We start from the raw sequence: 21215 nt of genomic DNA on the forward strand, positions 1-21215 counted from the left end.
GCTGGGTTCAGAACGTCGTGAGACAGTTCGGTCTCTATCTACTGTGGGCGTTAGAAATTTGAGTGGATCTGACTCTAGTACGAGAGGACCGAGTTGGACTAACCTCTGGTGTATCTGTTGTCACGCCAGTGGCATTGCAGAGTAGCTACGTTGGGAAAGGATAAGCGCTGAAAGCATATAAGCGCGAAACCTACCACAAGATGAGATTTCTTTAAAGGGTCGTGGAAGATGACCACGTTGATAGGCTATAGGTGTAAAGGCAGTAATGTCATAGCCAAGTAGTACTAATAACCCATAGGCTTATTGTACACCTGTTTTTTAGAGTACAAACAAACTTTTTATGTAATTTTCTCAATATGTCAACAATATTAGTGTTGATTATTTATAACAACCATATCCTGAACAAGTTTAGGATAAAAATTTAAGGTGGTTATAGCGATGGGGCTCACCTCTTACCATTCCGAACAGAGAAGTTAAGCCCATTTGCGCCGATGGTACTGCATTTGTGGGAGAGTAGGTCGTCGCCTTTTTTAAACGCCCTTACTATAGTTTAGTAAGGGCGTTTTTCTTTTTATATATTATCTCCCAATACCAGCTCTTAATCAAATAGACTGCTCATAATTGTTTGGAATAAAAATTTTCTTATAGATTTTTGTTTTTTGAGTGTTTTAGAGGAATAGATAGACTGTTGAGAGATGATGTTGAGTAATACAGTAAATATGTATCATAAAAAAGTCCAACAAAGATATGTTGGACTTTTGTTTTTTATAAAAGTTCTTTATTTATTCTCTTATAACACCTCTTGAAATCACAATCTTTTGTATTTCAGAAGTTCCTTCATAAATTTGAGTGATTTTTGCATCTCTCATTAAACGTTCTACATGGTATTCTTTTACAAATCCATTTCCACCATGAATTTGAACGGCTTCAACTGTTTGTTCCATAGCTACTTTGCTTGCATATAATTTTGCCATGGCACTAGACATGTCATAGTTATTACCTTGGTCTTTATCCCAAGCAGCTTTCATAACAAGCATACGAGCAGCTTCAATTTCAGTAGCCATGTCTGCTAATTTAAAGGCAATAGCTTGATGATTACAAATTTCAGTACCAAATGCTTTACGTTCTTTAGAATATTTTAAAGCCAATTCATAAGCTCCTGAAGCAATACCTAGGGCTTGAGCAGCAATACCAATTCTTCCGCCAGATAGAGTTTTCATCGCAAACTTAAACCCAAAACCATCATCTCCAATTCTATTTTCTTTTGGAACTTTTACATCATTAAATTGTAGTGTATGTGTATCACTTCCACGAATACCTAGCTTATCTTCTTTAGGACCAATATCAAAACCTGGCATTCCTTTTTCAACAATAAAAGCATTAATGCCTCGATGTCCTTTATCTCTATCGGTTTGAGCGATTACCAAATAGACATCACTTCGTCCACCATTAGTAATCCAGTTTTTTGTTCCGTTTAAAACATAGTGATCGCCTTTATCTATTGCTGTTGTGGCTTGTGATGTTGCATCACTTCCAGCTTCAGGTTCACTTAGACAAAAAGCTCCTAAGTACTCACCTGTTGCTAATTTGGTTAAATATTTTTGTTTTTGCTCTTCGTTACCAAAAGCTTCTAAACCATAACAAACTAAAGAATTATTAACAGATACCATAACAGAAGCAGAGGCATCAATTTTAGAAAGTTCTTCCATTATAAGTACATATGAAATAGCATCCATTCCACTTCCTCCATATTTAGGATCGACCATAATACCTAAGAACCCTAAATCTCCCATCTTTTTTACTAATTCTTGAGGAAATTGTTGCTTGTCATCACGTTCTATAACGCCAGGAAGTAATTCGGTTTGCGCAAAATCACGAGCTGCGTCGCGTATCATTAGGTGTTCTTCAGTTAAGCTAAAATCCATAGTAAAGTTTTGTTATTAATTTGATAAAAAAATGATGTCAAAGATAAGTCTTTATTGGTATATTTTCAATAATGATTCCTATTTTTACTGAATATGATAAAATCTAGATACAATGTTATTGGTGTGATGTCTGGAACATCTTTAGATGGAATTGATTTAGCATATTTGACATTTGAGTGTAATAAAAAATGGACATTCGAAATACTTAATGTTGTAACTATTCCATATTCACAATTTTGGTTAGAAAAGCTTTCTAAGCTGATTTATCTAAATTTAAATGATTTAAAACAGATCGATGTAGAATATACAGTTTATCTCTCTAATGTAATTAATAGCTTTATAGATAAATATAAAATAAAGGATATTGATGCTATTTGCTCTCATGGACACACAGCTTTGCATCAACCAAAAAAAGGCTTTACATATCAGATTGGAAATCAAAAAAAAATAGCTAAACTTACACAACATAAAGTAGTATGTGATTTCAGGGTTCAAGATGTGGCTTTTGGCGGACAAGGTGCACCTTTGGTTCCTATTGGCGATCAATTATTGTTTTCAGATTATAAATACTGTTTAAACCTTGGAGGTTTTGCTAATGTTTCGTTTGAAGATAATAACAATCGTATTGCATTTGATATTTGTCCGGTAAATATTGTTCTAAATCATTATAGTAAAATATTGGGTTTAGAGTATGATGCTAATGGAAATATAGCTTCTGAAGGAAAAGTAGATTCTTTACTATTAGCAAAATTAAATGCATTAGAGTTTTATAAACTTGATTTTCCCAAATCACTTGGTTTAGAATGGGTAAATTTAAATATAATCCCAATTATTGATTCACATCAACTTGAAGTTAAAGACATATTACGAACAGTGGTAGAGCATATCGCTGTTCAAATTTCTTCAGTATTAAATAAACAAACAACTGCCTCAGTTTTAATTTCTGGAGGAGGAGTTTACAATACATTTTTAATTGAGCGATTAAAAGCTTTTTGTAAGAACGAAATTGTAATTCCTTCTAAATTGATAATAGAATACAAAGAAGCACTTATTTTCGGACTTTTAGGTGTGTTAAAGTTACGAGGAGAAACTAATTGTTTAGCTAGTGTTACTGGAGCGTCACATGACCATTCTTCGGGTACAATTTATACTATTTAACAGGATTAAAAATTAAAACAGTAAAAATATAGATTTGTAGAAATCAGCTTAAACTAAAATTTAATTGTTTTTGCAATAATATAATGGCTTTACTTTTTAAAGCCATTTTTTGTTTTTTATATTTGCTGAAATTTAACTAACTATCTTAATGAAAGACTTACTTCAAACGTACGAAGACAAAGAACCAGAAATTGTTTTTAATTGGAAAGATCCTGAAACTGAAGCTGAAGGATGGACAGTAATCAACTCGCTAAGAGGTGGAGCTGCAGGAGGAGGAACTAGAATGCGAAAAGGGTTAGACATGAATGAAGTTTTGTCTTTGGCAAAAACTATGGAGGTTAAATTTACAGTTTCTGGACCTTCAATTGGAGGAGCTAAATCTGGAATTAATTTTGATCCTCATGATCCTCGTAAAAAAGGTGTTCTTGAACGTTGGTATAAAGCGGTGTCACCTTTGTTAAAAAGTTATTACGGAACAGGAGGTGATTTAAATGTCGATGAGATTCATGAAGTAATTCCTATTACTGAAGAGAGTGGTGTTTGGCATCCACAGGAAGGTGTTTTTGAAGGCCATTTCAAACCAACCCAAGCCGATAAGATTAATCGCATTGGTCAATTACGTCATGGTGTTATTAAAGTTATTGAAAACCCGAAATACTCTCCTAATGTTTCAAGAAAATATACAGTAGCAGATATGATAACTGGTTTTGGAGTAGCTGAAGCAGTTAAACATTTTTATAATATTCAAAACGATTCTGTAGTTGGTAAACGAGCTATTGTTCAAGGCTTTGGAAATGTAGGAGCTGCAGCTGCATTTTACTTAGCTCAAATGGGAGCAAAGGTAGTAGGTATTATTGATAGAGTAGGCGGATTGATAAAAGAAGAAGGGTTTAGCTTTGAAGAAATCACACAACTATACTCTAATAAAGATGGTAATACATTAATTAGTGATCTTCTCATTCCATTTGATGAAATGAATGAAAAAATTTGGTCTTTAGAAACCGAAATTTTTGCACCTTGCGCAGCTTCTAGATTAATTACCAAAGAACAAATAGATGCCATGATTGATACTGGTTTAGAAGTTATTTCTTGTGGTGCAAATGTACCTTTTGCTGATAAAGAAATATTTTTTGGACCAATCATGGAACATACAGATAATAAAGTAAGTCTAATTCCAGACTTTATATCAAATTGTGGTATGGCAAGAGTCTTTGCTTACTTTATGGAACGCAAAGTTCAAATGACAGATGAAGCAATTTTTAATGACACTTCTAATACCATAAAAAAAGCCATCCAAAACGTTTACGATAAAAATCAAACAAAAACAGGAATTAGTGCAACTGCCTTTGAAATCGCATTGAGCCAACTTATTTAAAACAACCTATGGAAACAATAATAATTTTAGTTTTTGTATTAGGCTATTTAGCCATTACAGTAGAACATAGTATTAAAATTGATAAACTTATTCCAGCTTTAGTCATGATGGCTATTAGTTGGGCATTAATTGCTTTAGGAATCGATTCGTTCACACAATGGTTTGATTCTGCAAATCATGGCTTGGTTGATGGGTTTTCTACTTTAGATCATGAAAATAAGATGCATATTATGGAGGAAACCTTATTACATCATTTAGGAAAGACATCTGAAATTTTAGTGTTTCTTTTAGGCGCAATGACTATTGTCGAAATCATTGATTATTTTGACGGGTTTTCAACGATTAAAAGCTTTATAAAAACAAATAGTAAACGCAGTATACTATGGATATTTGCTATACTAGCGTTTATCTTATCAGCAATTATAGACAATTTAACAGCGACTATTGTATTAATTTCTATTCTTCAAAAAATTGTAAAAGATCGCAGTGTTCGTATCTGGTATGCAGGTTTGATTATTATTGCTGCTAATGCTGGAGGAGCATGGTCTCCTATTGGAGATGTTACCACTACAATGCTTTGGATTGGAGACAAAGTAACCACAGGAAAACTATTCATGTATTTATTTATTCCTTCGTTGTTGTGTATGATTGTGCCAACTTTAATCGCATCTTTTTTACCTGCTTTTAAAGGGAATTTGGAAAAGGTTGAAGATAATGATAAGCCAAAAAATAAGTTTAGCTCTACAATGTTATATTTAGGGTTAGGCGGAATTGTTTCTGTTCCATTTTTTAAAACAATTACTCATTTACCTCCTTATGTTGGTATGATGTTAGCTTTAGGTATTGTCGCTATTTTTGCTGAAATATATAGTAACTCTAAATTTGCGCTCTCTGGAGTTGATTCTGATGAGCATATTGAACACGCTAGCCATAGTCCTGTACATCATGCGTTATCTAAAATTGAATTACCAAGTATATTATTTTTCCTTGGAATTTTAATGGCAGTAGCAGCACTTGAATCTTTAGGAATCTTATTCGGATTTGCAGGAACATTACAAGAAACTATGCCAATGCTAGGAACAGAGTTTCATGGTGAAGGTGTTTCCGATTTAGTTGTACTGCTTTTAGGAGTAGGTTCTGCTGTAATCGATAACGTACCATTAGTAGCAGCAAGTTTAGGAATGTTCTCAGAACCAATTGATAATGAATTATGGCATTTTATTGCGTATTCAGCTGGAACTGGAGGAAGTATGCTTATCATCGGTTCTGCTGCTGGAGTTGTTGCTATGGGAATGGAAAAAATAGATTTTTTCTGGTACCTTAAAAAAATATCTTGGCTAGCACTTCTTGGCTTTATTGCAGGAGCTGCTACCTTTATGGTGACAAGAACATTATTTTAGTTCGAATACTTTTGAACCAAAAAAGGCGTTATTACACTAATAAATTAATTTCAATACTCTATTTATATGTTATTACAGAGTAATATTCAAGATGGAACTGAATTAGTTCCTGATTCAGAATCTACCGAAAAAACACTATCTATTATCGAATTAATAAGTAGTGGAGGAACTGCAGGTCAAATTATTATTGCAATACTTTTTGTACTTCTAATTGCAGCTATTTATATCTATTTTGAACGCTTATTTGCTATTAAAGCAGCTTCAAAAATTGATGCTAATTTTATGAATCAAATTAAAGATCATGTTAGTAATGGTAAAATTGATTCTGCTCAAATGCTTTGTGCTCAGGTTAATTCTCCTGTATCAAGACTTATTAATAAAGGGATAACTAGAATAGGTAAACCACTTGAAGATATCAATACAGCTATTGAAAATGCTGGTAGATTAGAGTTATATGGTTTAGAAAAAAATGTAAGTGTTTTGGCTACCATTTCAAGTATTGCTCCTATGATTGGGTTTTTAGGAACTGTAATAGGGATGATTTTATCAATCTTTGAGATTGCTAATTCTGGTGGACAAATTGATATCAAACAACTTTCGGATGGATTATATACTGCTATGACAACCACTGTTGCTGGTTTAATTGTTGGTATTGTTGCATACATGGCTTACAATCATTTGGTTGTTAGAACCGATAAAGTTGTATACCAAATGGAGTCAAATTCATTAGAATTCTTAGATCACTTAAACGAGCCTATTTAATGAATATTAGAGGTAGAAATAAAGTCAAACCAGAATTCAATATGTCTTCAATGACAGATATTGTATTCTTGCTACTGATATTTTTTATGCTTGCTTCTACGTTGGTAACCACTAATGCAATTGATATTTTATTACCAAAAGCCAGTGGGAAAACTGAAAATAAGCAGTCTGTTGCTGTAAGTATAACTAAAGACCTTAACTATTATATTGATCAGAAATTAGTAGGAGGAAGTGTTCTCGAAACCGAATTGATTACAATGCTTTCATCTCAAGAACAACCTACAATTGTACTACGTGCTGAAAAATCTGTTCCAGTTGAGAATGTTGTAAAAGTTATGGACATTGCTAACCGTAATAAGTTTAAAGTTATTCTAGCTGTCAAGCCAAATAATTAATCTTTAATTTGTTTTCGGAATAAAGTTTGCACATGCATTACTATGAAGTACTTAAAAACCAAACACGAACGTAATTCAGCAAAAATCACAACACTTATAGTGATGATATTGATATTGCTATTGTTTGTGGTTGGACCTCCATATATGGATCCACCCGAAGAATATGGAGTTGCGGTTAATTTTGGAAACTCACCTGTTGGTTCAGGGAATATTCAACCTACTGAACCTATAAAATCAAAACCTACTGAAGAAATTGTAAAGGAAGATACTCAAGCTGATAAAGCTCAACCTGAAGAAACAACAGAATCTAATAGTCAGTCGGAAGATGTACTTACTAATGAGTCTGCTGAAGCATTAGCCATAAAAAAAGCTAAAGAAGAAGCCGCTAAAGCAAAGGCTGAAGCCGAACGTTTAGAACAACTAAAAAAAGAAGAAGCTGAACGTATTGCTAAAGAAGAGCAAGACAAAAAAGATAAACTCGACGCATTAATTGGAGGTGTTAAAAACTCTGATGGACCTACAAAAAGTGGAGAAGGACCAGGTGATGGACCAGGAGATAAAGGAGAATTAGATGGAAGTCCTTATGCTCCTTACAAAGGAACTCCAGGTTCAGGTAATGGAGGTGTTGGTTATGGTTTAAATGGTAGAGGAACTCCAGATTATACGCTTTATGATGGTTGTGAAAATGAATATGGATTAATAGTTGTCGATATTGTAGTGAATCGTAGTGGTAAAGTTATTGAAGCTATTCCAGGAGCTAGAGGAAGTAATAATGCTACCTCATGTTTAAAAGCACAAGCAAAAAAAATAGCATTGTCTTATAAATGGCGTGCAGATTCTAAAGCACCAGCTAGACAGTATGGTAAAGTGAGTGTAAACTTTACACCGACAAACTGATGAACTATCAAGATACTGTCAATTGGATGTTTAAGCAGTTGCCTATGTATCAAAATCAAGGTAAATCAGCTTATAAAGTAGACTTATCTAACAGCATTCTTTTAGCCAAGTATCTCAATCATCCTGAAAAGCATTTTAAAAGCATTCATGTCGCTGGAACTAATGGGAAAGGTTCTACAAGTCATATGTTGGCTTCAATACTTCAAGAAGCTGGCTATAAAGTTGGATTGTACACATCTCCACACCTTAAAGATTTTAGAGAACGAATTAAAATTAATGGTAAGGAAGTAAGTAAGCAGTTTGTTATTGGATTTATAAAACGAAATTTTTCATTTTTTAAAAAGAATCCATTGTCTTTTTTTGAAATGACTGTTGGAATGGCTTTTGATTATTTTAAGAAGCAAAATGTTGACATCGCTATTGTTGAAGTTGGATTAGGAGGTCGACTAGATTCAACAAATATTATTACACCCGAAATTTCTGTGATTACAAATATTGGTTTTGATCACACACAATTTCTAGGAAATACATATGAAGCCATAGCCAAAGAAAAAGCTGGTATCATAAAACCTAAAGTGCCTGTTGTTATTGGTCAAACGCAAGACGAAACGAAAGATGTATTCATTGAAATTGCTGAACAGAATTCTACAGAGGTATATTTTGCAGATCAACTTATTAGTGAAAATTTTGAAAGTGATTTAAGAGGTAATTATCAAAAGCATAACATCAAAACAGTTGTGCAAACCATAAAAGTATTAAACAATCAAAAACAATTTTTTGTTTCACAAGCACAATTAATCAACGGACTTACAAATATTATAAGCAATACTGGTTTGAAAGGTCGTTGGCAAATACTTCAAAATAATCCAAAAGTGATTTGTGATACAGCGCATAATAAAGAAGGTTTGTATTATGTAATGAAGCAATTAGAGGAAGAAGACTTTCAGGAGCTACATATCGTCTATGGAATCGTTAATGATAAAGATCTAGATGCGATACTTCCATTGTTACCAAAGTATGCTACATACTATTTTTGCAAACCAGATATACCTCGAGGAATGGATGCAAAGCAGCTTCAAAATGAATTTTTGAAAAATGGTTTTAAAGGACGTTGTTATAATTCAGTAAATGAGGCGTTTAATTCTGCTTTTCAAAGCGCAAGTCCAGAAGATTTAATTTATGTTGGAGGTAGTACATTTGTAGTTGCTGAAATAATTTAATTTTTTTTAAAAAAAGCTTTTGCTAATTAAAAAACTAGACTATATTTGCAGTCCAATATTTAGGGCGCGTAGCTCAGTTGGTTCAGAGCACTTGGTTTACACCCAAGGGGTCAGGGGTTCGAATCCCTTCGCGCCCACAACAATAAAAAGTTCACATACTATGTGAACTTTTTTGTTTTTAATTAAAAGGGTCATTAACTCAGTTGGTTCAGAGTGTTACCTTGACAGGGTAGAAGTCACTGGTTCGAATCCAGTATGACCCACTTTTAAAGATCTTCTAAAATTCTCTCTAAGGCCATACCTCTAGAGCCTTTTATTAGTATGATTTTGTTTTTTAAAGGCATACGAGATAGTTTACCTTTTAAGTCTTCAAAAGATTCAAAACATTTTACATTGCTTGCATTATTTTTAGTTCTGAAAAAATGTTTTCCAACTAAAAAAATATGTTCGATATTAAACAGTTGTGCATAGTCTGTTATGGCTTGGTGTTCTACTTCTGAAGCTTTGCCTAATTCAAACATATCTCCTAAAACGGCAATTTTTTGCTTGCCTTTCATACTTCCAAAGTTATCTAAAGCAGCCATCATGCTTGTAGGATTTGCATTGTATGCATCAAGAATAATTTTATTGGTGTTTTTTTCTATGATTTGTGAACGATTATTAGAAGGAATATAGCCTTCAATTGCCTTAGCGATTAAATAATCTTCAACTTTAAAATGTAAACCAATTGCAATAGCAACACAAATATTATTAAAGTTATAAGCTCCTGTTAAATGGGTTTTTACTTGAATAGAATTAAACTGTACATTAATAAAGGGTTGAGCATCTAGCATGGTCATATTTGATCCAAATTTGATAATCTTTTTGTAGTTTCCAACTTGTTCAATTTGCAATTTGTCGTTTACATTAATGAATACAAATTTATCATTAGCTTTTAGGTGGTTATACAATTCAGATTTTCCTTTAATGACACCTTCAATACCACCAAATCCTTCTAAATGTGCTTTGCCAAAATTTGTAATTAATCCAAAGTCTGGTAAAGCAATATTTGATAAAAATTCAATCTCTTTTTGGTGATTTGCTCCCATTTCAACAATACCAATTTCTGTATCTTTTGTAAATTCTAAAAGCGTTAAAGGAACTCCTATGTGGTTGTTTAAGTTCCCTTTAGTTGCACTGGTATTATAAGTTGTTGATAGTACAGCATTAATCAATTCCTTCGTTGTAGTTTTTCCATTACTTCCTGTTAATGCAATGATAGGAATGTTTAAAATTTTTCTATGATGAGTTGCTAAATACTGCAATGCTTGTAACACATTGGCAACTAATATACAGGATTTGTGTTTGTTGTATTCTTCTTCGTCAATAACAACATATTTAGCACCTTTTTTCAAAGCTTCTAGAGCAAATGTGTTTCCATTAAAGTTGTCGCCTTTTAGAGCAAAAAACATGCAACCAGAAGTGATTTTTCGAGTATCTGTACATATAGAGTCGCATTTTAAAAAGGCTTTATAAAGTTCTTCTATTGTCATAAATTAAATGTAAATAAAAAAAAGTCCTAACATTAATAGTTAGGACTTTTTTTTATTGAAAATAAATTTTAGTTTCTTTTTTTACTGCCTTTAGATTTAGAACCAACTCTTGACATAGCACATCTAAAACCAATATAATCTGTAGCCATATCTTGAGGGAAATATCTACGCTGAGCAGGATCAATCCAATATGCTCTATCTCTCCATGAACCACCTTTATAAACTCTAACGTTATCATTAATTAAAGAAGTTCTTTGGTTAGAAGTATCATATTCTTTTAAAATTTTGCCAGTAGAATCTCTTTCTATGTTATGTTTAGGAGAATTATACATTTTTCTAGTCATAGTTTCTTCTGAATTTTCACCTTCTTCTTCATCAAAATCTGTAGCGTAGCTTCTAGATGATCTTACATCACCATCTCTAAAGTTTCTGTTGTCACTTCTATCAAAATTTGTTCTTAGGTATGTGTCATCTTCATCAACTGCAACTTGTAATATTTCTCCTGGAAGATTTCTAGCAACAATTTGACCATTACTTAAAGTATCGTATACAATTTCATCTGGCGTTACTACTTTAACAGTACCATCTTCGTTGATCGCATTTTTAGTATAAACATTACCTCTATAGTAGTTGAAATCACTAAACTCATCATCTACAATTGGACGATAAACATCTGCTACCCATTCAGCAACATTTCCAGCCATATCATATAAACCATAATCATTTGGTTCGTAACTCATTACTTGAGCAGTGATATCTGCACCATCATCAGACCAACCTGCAATTCCACCATAATCACCTTTTCCTTGTTTGAAGTTTGCTAATTGATCTCCTTTAGTTTTTCTTCTTCCAGAACGTGTATATTGTCCATCCCAAGGGTATTTTTTACGTCCTCGGTAAACATTAAAGCTTCTTAATTCGCTCATACCTAAAGCAGCATATTCCCATTCAGCTTCAGTTGGAAGTCTATAGTCTGGAGATATAATTCCAGATTCTCTTCTTGCATAATTGTTAATAGTATCACCAGCAGCAGTAACTTGAACTCTTTTTCTTGATTTAGCTGGATTGATAATACTATCGTTTCCTCCATAAGTTAATGTAGGAGCATTGATGTAAGTATCTGTACTAAAGTTACTATCTGCAGATGATGTTAAATGTGAATCTCTTTCTAAATAACCTGCATTTTGTAAATCCATTTCAGCAACTCTATCGGTTCTCCAGCTTGCAAATTCTACAGCTTGAATCCAGCTCACACCTACAACAGGGTATTCTCCATAACCAGGATGACGTAAGTAGTTTTCTGTCATCATTTCGGCATACCCTAATCGGTTTCTCCAAACTAATGTGTCTGGTAAAGCGCCTTGATAAATTAATCTGAAATTTTCTTCTTCTGGTGGATATGTTCTTTTGATCCAATCTAGGTATTCTGTATACATTTTATTGGTAACCTCAGTTTCATCCATATAAAATGATTGAACGTGTTGCTGATTTGGACTGTTATTCCAATCATGCATAACATCATCCTGAACTTTACCCATAGTAAATGTTCCACCTTCAATGAATACTAAACCAGGACTTGTTTCTTGTTCTTGGAACTTGTCATTGTATTGAAAACCACCATTTTTGTCATTAATTTTCCATCCAGTAGCTCTAGAACTGTTCTTGTTTGAAGAGTTTCTACTACAACCTACAATTGTTAAAGATATCATTAGGGCTAATAGTATCCTTAGGTTTAAGACGTTTTTCATATCCATACTTTTAAGTAAGCTAATTAAATTTTTAGACACGCAATATAGCAATTAAAGGTAAAATAACAACATTTTTTAGCAAATAGATTGAAAAAAAAGTTGCATTTCATCCTGTTTTTCATGCAATATAACGGACTTTTACTCAGTTTATCGATGTATTTTGACTTTAATAACGGTTGGTTAAATCAAATATTGTTGTAATTTTGAATAAAAAATTGAAGTGCTATAATAACATGACATTATAGCCGTTATTTGTACTATGAAAAAACTGTTACTCATATTTTTTATTGTCTATTCTGTTTTTGGTTTTGCTCAACAAAAACAATTTACAATTCAATGGAATGGTACAACTATATTAAAAACATCTACTTTTCAAATTGAGTTGCCAGCATTTAATAAAGAAAATTTCAGTTATAGTGATTCTGAAGGTTTGTATTATGTTTCCCAATGGGAAATAAATACGTTGTTAAACGAAAAATCTCTAACACTTTCAAGTGTATCTTATGAAACTATTTCAAATAATGAATTAAAAGGACTATCAAAAAATTTAATACCAAAATCGATAGACATAAAATTGTCTAATTCTATTGATAGAGATAAAGTTTATGCTTTTCTTAAGATCAGTCCGATTATTAATGATAACGGAGTTTTTAAAAAAGTTACGTCTTTTAGAATAAATTATTCTTCTGCTTCAACCATTGCTAATAGAAGTGCTTCCAGTTCTCAAGACATTACAAACTCTGTATTAAGCTCAGGAGAGTGGAGACGCTTTTATGTTGAAAATTCAGGAGTATTTAAGTTAACCAAAGATTTTTTAGAAGATATAGGAGTTAATACAGATGTGGATCCGAGAACAATTAAAGTATATGGAAATGGAGGCGCAATGCTTCCAATGCCTAATGATGAGTTTTATCCAATTGACCTTGCTGAGAATGCTATAAAATTTGTTGGAGAAAATGATGGTGTGTTTAATGATGGTGATTATATTTTATTCTATGCAGAAGGGCCTACAGGCAATGTAGAGTTACCTTTAATAAACACAAACATAAACCCTTATACAAGTAGGGCTTATTATTATGTCACTTTTGGAGGAGCGTTTGGTAAACGAATAGATACTGCTGTACAGCCAAATGGAAGCCCAGATTTTACAGTTGACACATTTCAAGATTATCAATTTCATGAAGTAGACGAATATAATATTGCTAAATTAGGTAGGCGTTGGTTTGGTGATCGTTTCGATATAGATAATGATAAAACATTTACGTTTAATTTTCCAAATTTGGTCACCTCAGAACCTGCGAAGCTAAAGGTTTATGTAGGAGCAGTATCTGAAGTACTAACCTCATTTCAAATTAAAGTAAACTCAGTAGATATAGGAAGCATTGCGCCTCCAGTTCTTACTGATGGTATATTGGGTTCAGGTGCGTCGTATAATAATGATATTCAATTAAATGCTTCTGAAGTTAATGTAAATATAAAATATAATAACTCTGGAAACCCTTCATCTTTGGGATATTTAGATTATGTTTCAGTAGAAGCTACTCGTGAATTAAAATACGCAGGAGGTCAATTGCGTTTTAAAAATAATAGTGTAGCAACAACAAATGGTGTTGTAGAATATTTAATGTCTAACACGTCTAATGTTATAGAAGTTTGGGATATATCAGATAAGTATAATGTGACTCGAATTCCAAATACTAATCAAGATTCAAATTTTAGTTTTAAGGCTGTTTCAGGAAGTCTTAAATACTATATAGCTATTAACAACCAAAGTTTCTTTGAACCATTTAGAGATTCAAATTCTTTTGTTAGTAATCAAAATATAAAAGGCACAATTTTTAAAAATAGTCAAGGAGAGTTTCAAGATGTAGATTACATTATTGTTACTCCCAACAGTTTGTTGTCACAAGCCAATCGACTAGCAGAGATTAACAGGCAGCAATATGACTTAAATGTAAAGGTTTTAACATTAGAAAGTATATATAAAGAGTTTAGTTCTGGTAATCAAGATATTGGAGGAATTAGAAATATGATAAGGTATGTGTATCATAATGCAAGTACTCCAGAAAATAGATTGAAGTATGTCTGCTTTTTTGGGGACGCATCTTTTGATTATAAAAACCGTATACCAAATAATACTAATTTTGTGCCTACTTGGTTTTCATACAATAGTTTTAGTCTAGTGAGTTCTTTTGTTTCTGATGATTTCTATGCTATGATGGATGATAATGAAGGTGATCTTGAAGAGGTTTCTAATAGAGCTGATATTGCTGTTGGAAGAATTTTAGCAAACTCACCACAACAGGCAAAACAACTAGTTGATAAAATTGAAGAGTATTATTCTGAAGCATCTTTTGGAAGCTGGAGGAACAATATTTTAATGATATCAGACGATATTGATAATCCAAGCTCAGACGCGCTTTTGCAGCAAACAACAGATGATATTACCAATACTATTACTCAAGAAAAACCATTTCTAAATGCTGTTAAAGTTCATACAGATGCATTTCTTCAAGAATCTTCTGCAGCAGGTGAACGTTATCCACAGGTGAATAAAGAAATTAGAGATGCTATAGATGTTGGTGCATTAGTAGTAAATTATTTTGGACATGGAGGTGAAGACGGTTTAGCAGCCGAACGTATTTTTGATAAAAATGATTCTCAAGAAGTTGCTAACGCATGTAAATACAATTTATTTATTACTGTGACTTGTGAATACACTAAGTTTGACGATCCATTAAGACAAACAGCTGGTGAGTTTACCTATTGGAATCCTAAAGGAGGAGCCATTGGTTTAATTACAACAACGAGACAAATTTTCGTGAGTCTTGGTCAAGATTTTAATGAAATAATAGAACCAAATTTATTCTCATTTGGCTCTAATGATTATCTGTCTGTCGCTGAAGCCTTAAGACAATCAAAAAATGATCCAGTTATAAGTAGCAATGGGCAAAAGTCTTTGGTTTGGTATATTGGAGATCCAGCAATGAAATTAGCATTTGTAAAACCAGATGTAAGATTAACGCATGTAAATGATGTGCCAATTGGAGGAAATACAGATGTTTTACAAGCTCTAAGTAGAGTTAAACTATCTGGTGAAGTAGTTAATGAATCTGGTAATTTATTGTCGGATTATAATGGTGTGTTAACTGCTATTGTATTTGATAAGGAAATTGAAAGACAAACTTTAGATAATGATAATCAAAATGTTGTTATGGATTTCAGAACATTAGGTGAAGTTATTTTTAAAGGTCAAGCCACAGTTGCTAATGGTCAGTTTGAATTTGAGTTTATCGTACCAAGAGATATAGGAATTCCAGTTGGTCCTGGGAAAGTGAGCTTTTATACTAAAAGAACTTTGCCGTTAGAAAATAGAGCAGGTTCAAGTTTTGATATTCAAGTAGGAGGAATTAATACAAATGCGCCTGAAGATAACACAGGTCCACTCATTAATTTGTTTATGAATGATGAAAATTTTGTGTCAGGTGGTATCACTAACGAACAACCAACACTTATAGCTGTATTACAGGATGAAAACGGAATTAATACGGCTAGCGGAATAGGTCATGATATTGTCGCTATTATAGATGGAGATGAGACTAATCCATTTGTTTTAAACGATTACTATCAAGCTAATATTGATGACTATCAAAATGGAAAAGTAAGCTATCCTTTTAGAGATTTAGAGCCAGGTTTACATACTTTGTCATTAAAAGCTTGGGATGTTTACAATAATTCATCTACAGCCGAAATTCAATTTGTAGTCTACGATAAAGATCAGGGATTAGTCATTGATAATGTTCTTAATTACCCAAACCCATTTGTTGATTATACCGAATTTTGGTTCAATCATAATAGTTCTGATGTTTTAGATATTTCTGTACAAATATTTACCGTTTCTGGAAAATTAGTTCGAACACTAAATGGACAAACCAATGGAGGAAGTAAAGTTGCTAACTCATCACTATCAAAGGATATCGTTTGGGACGGAAGAGATGACTTTGGAGATAAAATTGGTAAAGGCGTTTATGTCTATAAACTAAAAGTAAGATCTAATCGTTTAAATAAACAAGTTGAAAAAATTGAAAAACTTGTAATACTATAATAAAGATTTATATTTGCCTAATTGTTAGGTGACTTAAAATTGCTGAACAAGATAATAAATTACACATGAAAAAATACATTTTAGCCCTTATTACAATTTTGTTGTTTAATGTTTCTAATGCCCAAGAAACGGTTGTTATTCCTAATGACGTAGATTCTAGAGTAATTACAACAGGAGTCCCTTTTTTACTTATTGCTTCAGATGCACGTGCAGCTGGTATGGGAGATATAGGTGTTGCAACTTCAGCAGATGCTAATTCGCAACAATGGAATCCTGCAAAATATTCATTTTCCTTAGCAAAATCTGGAATTGCTGTTAACTATACTCCATATTTAAGCAAATTAGTAAATGATATTTTTCTTGGAAATATTGGGTATTTTAATAGAATAAATGAACGTAGTGCATTTGGTGTCAGTTTTAAATACTTTAGTTTGGGTGAAATTGAAATTGTTCAAGACGAGTTTTCTGAACCTCAAATTGAGAAACCAAATGAATTAACTATAGATGCCTCGTATTCGTTACGTTTGGCAGATCAATTTTCTATGGCAGTAGCTTTACGTTATTTGCGTTCAGATTTAAGAATTCAAGCTGTAGATGCTAATTCATCAGCAGCAAGCTCTATTGGAGTTGATATTGCTGGTTATTACCAAAGTGAAGAAGAAGCCTATGATAGTTTTAACGGTCGATGGAGAGCTGGTTTTGCTATTCAAAATTTAGGACCAAAAATTAAGTATGACGATGGTGGTAGAGAAAACTTTTTACCAACAACGCTAAGATTAGGTGCTGGTTTCGACTTTATATTTGACGATTATAACAAATTAGCAGTTACAGGTGAAGTGACTAAACTTTTAATTCCAACACCTCCAGAATTAGGAACACGCATTACATACAATGAGAGTGGTGATACACCAGGATTTCAAGAAGATGAAGATGAGGTTTTAACTGAAGAAGAAGACTATATCATTGCTGGTAAAGATAATGATGTTAGTTTTGGTAAAGGGTTATTTCAATCTTTTGGAGATGCACCAGGTGGTTTTAGTGAAGAGCTAAAAGAATTTACTTGGTCTTTAGGTGCAGAATATACGTACCAAGATTCATTTGCATTTAGAGCAGGTTATTTTAATGAAAGTGAAGAAAAAGGAGCACGTAAGTTTTTTGCTCTTGGAGCAGGATTTAAATACACAACTATAAATATTGATTTGTCATACTTGTTTTCTGCATCAAAAGTGCAAAGTCCATTAGAAAACACCTTGCGTTTTTCTCTAACATTTAATTTTGGAGATAATGAATATGACGAATATTAAAATAAAGTATTAATCATAAATCAAAAAAACTATTGTTTCATTTAAACAATAGTTTTTTTGTCTAATATCATATCGTATGAAGGAAATTAAAATTGAATCATCATTTTTAGTTTATAGTGATATAAACGAACTTCCAAATGATGTTAAAGGTCTTATGCAAGAAGCTATAGAAGCTCGTAAGAATGCATATGCACCTTATTCAAAATTTAAAGTTGGAGCAGCTATATTGTTAGATAATGGAGAAGTTGTAATTGGAAATAACCAAGAAAACGCAGCCTATCCTTCAGGAATGTGTGCAGAACGAGTAGCTATTTTTTATGCTAGTGCTAAGTATCCCAAGGCTAAATTTTTAAAGATGGCTTTAACAGCAGGTTCTATTGAACATGACACAAGTTCTCCAATTCCTCCATGTGGAGCTTGCAGACAGGTGATTTCAGAATATGAAATTAAACAAGATGCACCTATAGAAATTTACTTTATGGGAAAGACAGGTAAGGTTATAAAATCTAATTCTTTAGCAAATTTATTACCACTAGGATTTGATAGTAGTTACCTATAACGATTTCGTAAAAAAATTACGTTTCTGGGTTTTTTCATTATTATCTAATGTGTTATTTTTGTTATCCGCTTATTTTAATTTTTATTTATTTATCAATACTTGAATTAAATGCAAAAAGTAACTAAAGAAGTTTACCTAAAATGGTATGAAGATATGTTGTTCTGGAGAAAGTTTGAAGACAAGCTTGCTGCTGTATATATACAACAAAAAGTAAGAGGTTTTCTTCATCTATATAATGGTCAAGAAGCTGTTTTAGCTGGAGCACTTCACGCCATGGATCTTACCAAAGACAAAATGATTACAGCTTACAGAAACCATGTTCAGCCAATTGGTATGGGAGTTGATCCTAAACGTGTGATGGCTGAGTTGTACGGAAAAGCAACAGGAACGTCTCAAGGACTTGGTGGCTCGATGCATATTTTTTCTAAAGAACATCGTTTTTATGGTGGTCATGGTATTGTTGGAGGTCAAATTCCTTTAGGTGCAGGAATCGCTTTTGGTGATAAATACCACAATAGTGATGCTGTAACATTATGTTGTTTTGGTGATGGAGCTGCTCGTCAAGGGTCGCTTCATGAAACATTCAACTTAGCTATGCTTTGGAAATTACCTGTGGTTTTTGTTTGTGAAAACAATGGTTATGCAATGGGAACTTCAGTTGAGCGTACTGCTAATCATACTGATATTTGGAAGTTAGGTTTAGGCTACGAAATGCCTTGTGGTCCTGTTGATGGCATGAATCCTGTTAAAGTTGCTGAAGCTTTTGATGAAGCAATTCAACGTGCTAGACGAGGTGATGGACCAACATTTTTAGAATTAAAAACCTATCGATATAGAGGACATTCAATGAGTGATGCTCAGCATTACAGAACCAAAGAAGAAGTCGAAGAATACAAAAAAATAGATCCTATTACTCAAGTTAAAGATCTCATCTTAGAAAAGAAATATGCTTCAGAAGATGATATTGCAGTAATTGATAAACGCGTAAAAGATCTAGTTAAAGAATGCGAGAAGTTTGCTGAAGAATCACCTTATCCAGATAAGAATGTGATGTATGATGCCGTTTACGAACAAGAAGATTATCCATTTATACAACACAAAATATAAGCTATGGCAGAAGTAATTAACATGCCGCGTTTAAGCGATACAATGGAAGAAGGAACTGTCGCTACTTGGTTAAAAAAAGTAGGAGACAAAGTTGAAGAAGGTGATATTTTAGCCGAAATTGAAACTGATAAAGCTACGATGGAATTTGAATCCTTCCATGAAGGAATATTGCTTCATATTGGTGTTCAAGAAGGTGAAACCACAAAAGTAGACGAGCTTTTAGCAATTATTGGTGACGATGGAGAAGATATTTCTGGTCTTTTAAGCGGAAGTACTTCTGAAGCTGTCATTCAGAGCGATAGCGAAGAATCTCAACAAGATAACAATGTCGCATCGAGCGCAGTCGAGACCTCTGAATCACAAGAACTACCTGAAGGTGTAATCGTTGTAACTATGCCTCGTTTAAGTGATACGATGGAAGAAGGAACTGTTGCTTCATGGCTTAAAAATGTTGGAGATGATGTAGAAGAAGGTGATATTCTAGCCGAAATTGAAACAGATAAAGCAACTATGGAGTTTGAGTCATTCCAGTCAGGTACTTTGTTACATGTAGGTTTGCAAGAAGGTGAATCTGCAAAAGTAGATGCGCTTTTGGCTATTATTGGTCCTGCAGGAACAGATGTTTCAAACGTTGCAAAAAACTTTAAAATATCAGATTCTAATAGTAAAGAAAGTGTAGTTACAGACTCTGTCGAAGAATCTGTAAAACCAGTAGAAACCCAAAAAGAGCAACCTAAAGTTGTCACGTCGAGCGCAGTCGAGACGTCATCAACTTCAACTTCAAAAAGAGTATTCGTATCTCCTTTAGCTAAAAAAATGGCTGAAGATAAAGGGATCAACTTATCTCAAGTTAATGGTTCTGGTGAAAACGGAAGAATTGTTAAGCGTGATATAGAGAATTTTACACCAGCTACGCAATCGGTTTCAGTTGGAAAATTTGTGCCTACAGGTCAGGAAGATTTTGATGAAGTTCCAAACTCAAACATGCGTAAAGCGATTGCCAAAAACTTAGCAAAGTCTAAATTCACGGCACCACATTATTACTTAAATGTGGAGTTTGATATGGAAAATGCAATGGCGTTTAGAGCACAATATAATTCGTTACCAGATACTAAAATATCCTATAATGATATGATTGTTAAAGCTTGTGCATTAGCATTGAAGCAACATCCTCAAGTTAATTCTCAGTGGTTTGATGATAGAATGAAACTCAACAACCATGTACATATTGGTGTTGCTGTGGCTGTTCCTGACGGCTTGGTTGTGCCAGTAGTTAAGTTTGCTAATGAACAAAGTTTAACACAAATTGGTGCTGCTGTAAAAGAGTATGCTGGAAAGGCTAGAAATAAAAAACTAACTTTAGATGAAATGGAAGGTAGTACATTTACCATTTCTAATTTGGGAATGTTTGGTATTGAAAGTTTTACATCTATTATCAATCAGCCAAATTCTGCGATTTTATCGGTTGGAGCTATTGTGTCAAAACCAGTGGTTAAAAATGGGCAAGTTGTTCCTGGTAATACTATGAAATTAACGATGGCTTGTGATCACAGAACTGTAGATGGAGCAACAGGAGCACAATTCCTTCAAACCTTAAAAGGCTACATTGAAAACCCAGTAACAATGCTAGTTTAATACATTAATGTCATTCCGAGAGGTCACTAAGCAGTTCGACAAATTCACTGTAGTACTTGTAGAAGTGTGGTCGAGGAATCTATAATATTTAAA

The 21215-nt window shown here is 33.1% G+C and carries 15 protein-coding genes, 2 tRNA genes and 2 rRNA genes (1 of these 19 only partly in view); 16 read left to right on the forward strand and 3 right to left on the reverse strand.

Translation table 11 applies throughout. The annotated features are described in order from the left end of the window. Positions 1-308: ribosomal RNA gene (locus ACP15M_RS11860) — 23S ribosomal RNA — on the forward strand; it begins 2511 nt to the left of the window's first position. A 114-nt stretch (positions 309-422) separates the two neighbouring features. Further along, positions 423-530: ribosomal RNA gene (rrf, locus tag ACP15M_RS11865) — 5S ribosomal RNA — on the forward strand. 252 nt (positions 531-782) lie between these two features. On the opposite strand, the gene ACP15M_RS11870 is transcribed toward rrf, so the two are convergent. Next, the gene (locus tag ACP15M_RS11870; protein ID WP_425077427.1) at positions 783-1925 is read right to left on the reverse strand and encodes an acyl-CoA dehydrogenase; all 1143 of its coding nucleotides are present in this window, start codon (positions 1923-1925) and stop codon (positions 783-785) included. Positions 1926-2018: 93 nt separating this feature from the next. Here ACP15M_RS11870 and ACP15M_RS11875 point away from each other — a divergent pair, with 93 nt between their 5' ends. The 9 genes from ACP15M_RS11875 to ACP15M_RS11915 all read left to right on the forward strand — a co-directional run bounded on the left by ACP15M_RS11875 (position 2019) and on the right by ACP15M_RS11915 (position 9395). Continuing rightward, positions 2019-3083, forward strand: a complete 1065-nt coding sequence (locus ACP15M_RS11875; RefSeq protein ID WP_425077428.1) for an anhydro-N-acetylmuramic acid kinase — start codon at positions 2019-2021, stop codon at positions 3081-3083. 148 nt (positions 3084-3231) lie between these two features. Beyond that, entirely contained in the window at positions 3232-4458 is a 1227-nt protein-coding gene (locus ACP15M_RS11880; protein WP_425077429.1) for a Glu/Leu/Phe/Val dehydrogenase dimerization domain-containing protein, read from the forward strand. A gap of 8 nt (positions 4459-4466) precedes the next feature. Continuing rightward, on the forward strand, positions 4467-5858 hold the full coding sequence (gene nhaD / locus ACP15M_RS11885) for a sodium:proton antiporter NhaD (protein WP_425077430.1): 1392 nt from the start codon (positions 4467-4469) through the stop codon (positions 5856-5858). Between the two features lie 66 nt (positions 5859-5924). Then, positions 5925-6620, forward strand: coding sequence for a MotA/TolQ/ExbB proton channel family protein (locus ACP15M_RS11890; protein ID WP_425077431.1), 696 nt, complete (start codon positions 5925-5927; stop codon positions 6618-6620). Next, positions 6620-7015 (forward strand): ExbD/TolR family protein, encoded by a 396-nt coding sequence (locus ACP15M_RS11895; protein ID WP_425077432.1) that lies wholly within the window; start codon positions 6620-6622, stop codon positions 7013-7015. Before ACP15M_RS11890 ends, ACP15M_RS11895 begins: the two co-directional genes overlap by 1 nt. A gap of 42 nt (positions 7016-7057) precedes the next feature. After that, a complete protein-coding gene (locus ACP15M_RS11900) occupies positions 7058-7912 on the forward strand; it encodes an energy transducer TonB (RefSeq protein ID WP_425077433.1) in 855 nt (284 codons plus the stop codon). Further along, on the forward strand, positions 7912-9132 hold the full coding sequence (locus ACP15M_RS11905) for a bifunctional folylpolyglutamate synthase/dihydrofolate synthase (RefSeq protein WP_425077434.1): 1221 nt from the start codon (positions 7912-7914) through the stop codon (positions 9130-9132). The genes ACP15M_RS11900 and ACP15M_RS11905 overlap by 1 nt, the downstream gene beginning before the upstream one ends. A gap of 62 nt (positions 9133-9194) precedes the next feature. Beyond that, positions 9195-9269, forward strand: a tRNA-Val gene (locus ACP15M_RS11910). Positions 9270-9320: 51 nt separating this feature from the next. After that, positions 9321-9395 (forward strand) — tRNA-Val (locus ACP15M_RS11915). Positions 9396-9398: 3 nt separating this feature from the next. Here the strand turns inward: ACP15M_RS11915 and ACP15M_RS11920 are convergent. Then, positions 9399-10664, reverse strand: a complete 1266-nt coding sequence (locus tag ACP15M_RS11920; protein ID WP_425077435.1) for a UDP-N-acetylmuramoyl-tripeptide--D-alanyl-D-alanine ligase — start codon at positions 10662-10664, stop codon at positions 9399-9401. A 68-nt stretch (positions 10665-10732) separates the two neighbouring features. Continuing rightward, the gene (gldJ, locus tag ACP15M_RS11925; RefSeq protein ID WP_425077609.1) at positions 10733-12418 is read right to left on the reverse strand and encodes a gliding motility lipoprotein GldJ; all 1686 of its coding nucleotides are present in this window, start codon (positions 12416-12418) and stop codon (positions 10733-10735) included. A gap of 253 nt (positions 12419-12671) precedes the next feature. Between gldJ and porU the strand changes: the two genes are divergently transcribed. From porU to ACP15M_RS11950, 5 genes are all read left to right on the forward strand, one after another. Then, the gene (gene porU, locus ACP15M_RS11930; protein WP_425077436.1) at positions 12672-16517 is read left to right on the forward strand and encodes a type IX secretion system sortase PorU; all 3846 of its coding nucleotides are present in this window, start codon (positions 12672-12674) and stop codon (positions 16515-16517) included. Between the two features lie 65 nt (positions 16518-16582). After that, positions 16583-17821 (forward strand): type IX secretion system outer membrane channel protein PorV, encoded by a 1239-nt coding sequence (gene porV / locus ACP15M_RS11935; protein ID WP_425077437.1) that lies wholly within the window; start codon positions 16583-16585, stop codon positions 17819-17821. A 76-nt stretch (positions 17822-17897) separates the two neighbouring features. Continuing rightward, positions 17898-18380, forward strand: a complete 483-nt coding sequence (gene cdd / locus ACP15M_RS11940; RefSeq protein WP_425077438.1) for a cytidine deaminase — start codon at positions 17898-17900, stop codon at positions 18378-18380. 108 nt (positions 18381-18488) lie between these two features. Further along, on the forward strand, positions 18489-19487 hold the full coding sequence (pdhA, locus tag ACP15M_RS11945; RefSeq protein WP_425077439.1) for a pyruvate dehydrogenase (acetyl-transferring) E1 component subunit alpha: 999 nt from the start codon (positions 18489-18491) through the stop codon (positions 19485-19487). Positions 19488-19490: 3 nt separating this feature from the next. Then, complete coding sequence (locus ACP15M_RS11950; RefSeq protein WP_425077440.1) at positions 19491-21122, forward strand: pyruvate dehydrogenase complex dihydrolipoamide acetyltransferase; 1632 nt, start codon at positions 19491-19493, stop codon at positions 21120-21122. Positions 21123-21215 lie beyond the last annotated feature (93 nt).

The sequence above is a fragment of the Psychroserpens sp. S379A genome (assembly GCF_049800755.1).
Classification (GTDB): Bacteria; Bacteroidota; Bacteroidia; order Flavobacteriales; family Flavobacteriaceae; genus Psychroserpens.

Excerpts from the sequence above, each read along its gene's own strand:
- ACP15M_RS11870 (WP_425077427.1), bottom strand. The coding sequence starts at position 1,925 with ATGGATTTTAGCTTAACTGAAGAACACCTAATGATACGCGACGCAGCT.
- ACP15M_RS11875 (WP_425077428.1), top strand. The coding sequence starts at position 2,019 with ATGATAAAATCTAGATACAATGTTATTGGTGTGATGTCTGGAACATCT.
- ACP15M_RS11880 (WP_425077429.1), top strand. The coding sequence starts at position 3,232 with ATGAAAGACTTACTTCAAACGTACGAAGACAAAGAACCAGAAATTGTT.
- nhaD (WP_425077430.1), top strand. The coding sequence starts at position 4,467 with ATGGAAACAATAATAATTTTAGTTTTTGTATTAGGCTATTTAGCCATT.
- ACP15M_RS11890 (WP_425077431.1), top strand. The coding sequence starts at position 5,925 with ATGTTATTACAGAGTAATATTCAAGATGGAACTGAATTAGTTCCTGAT.
- ACP15M_RS11895 (WP_425077432.1), top strand. The coding sequence starts at position 6,620 with ATGAATATTAGAGGTAGAAATAAAGTCAAACCAGAATTCAATATGTCT.
- ACP15M_RS11900 (WP_425077433.1), top strand. The coding sequence starts at position 7,058 with ATGAAGTACTTAAAAACCAAACACGAACGTAATTCAGCAAAAATCACA.
- ACP15M_RS11905 (WP_425077434.1), top strand. The coding sequence starts at position 7,912 with ATGAACTATCAAGATACTGTCAATTGGATGTTTAAGCAGTTGCCTATG.
- ACP15M_RS11920 (WP_425077435.1), bottom strand. The coding sequence starts at position 10,664 with ATGACAATAGAAGAACTTTATAAAGCCTTTTTAAAATGCGACTCTATA.
- gldJ (WP_425077609.1), bottom strand. The coding sequence starts at position 12,418 with ATGGATATGAAAAACGTCTTAAACCTAAGGATACTATTAGCCCTAATG.
- porU (WP_425077436.1), top strand. The coding sequence starts at position 12,672 with ATGAAAAAACTGTTACTCATATTTTTTATTGTCTATTCTGTTTTTGGT.
- porV (WP_425077437.1), top strand. The coding sequence starts at position 16,583 with ATGAAAAAATACATTTTAGCCCTTATTACAATTTTGTTGTTTAATGTT.
- cdd (WP_425077438.1), top strand. The coding sequence starts at position 17,898 with ATGAAGGAAATTAAAATTGAATCATCATTTTTAGTTTATAGTGATATA.
- pdhA (WP_425077439.1), top strand. The coding sequence starts at position 18,489 with ATGCAAAAAGTAACTAAAGAAGTTTACCTAAAATGGTATGAAGATATG.
- ACP15M_RS11950 (WP_425077440.1), top strand. The coding sequence starts at position 19,491 with ATGGCAGAAGTAATTAACATGCCGCGTTTAAGCGATACAATGGAAGAA.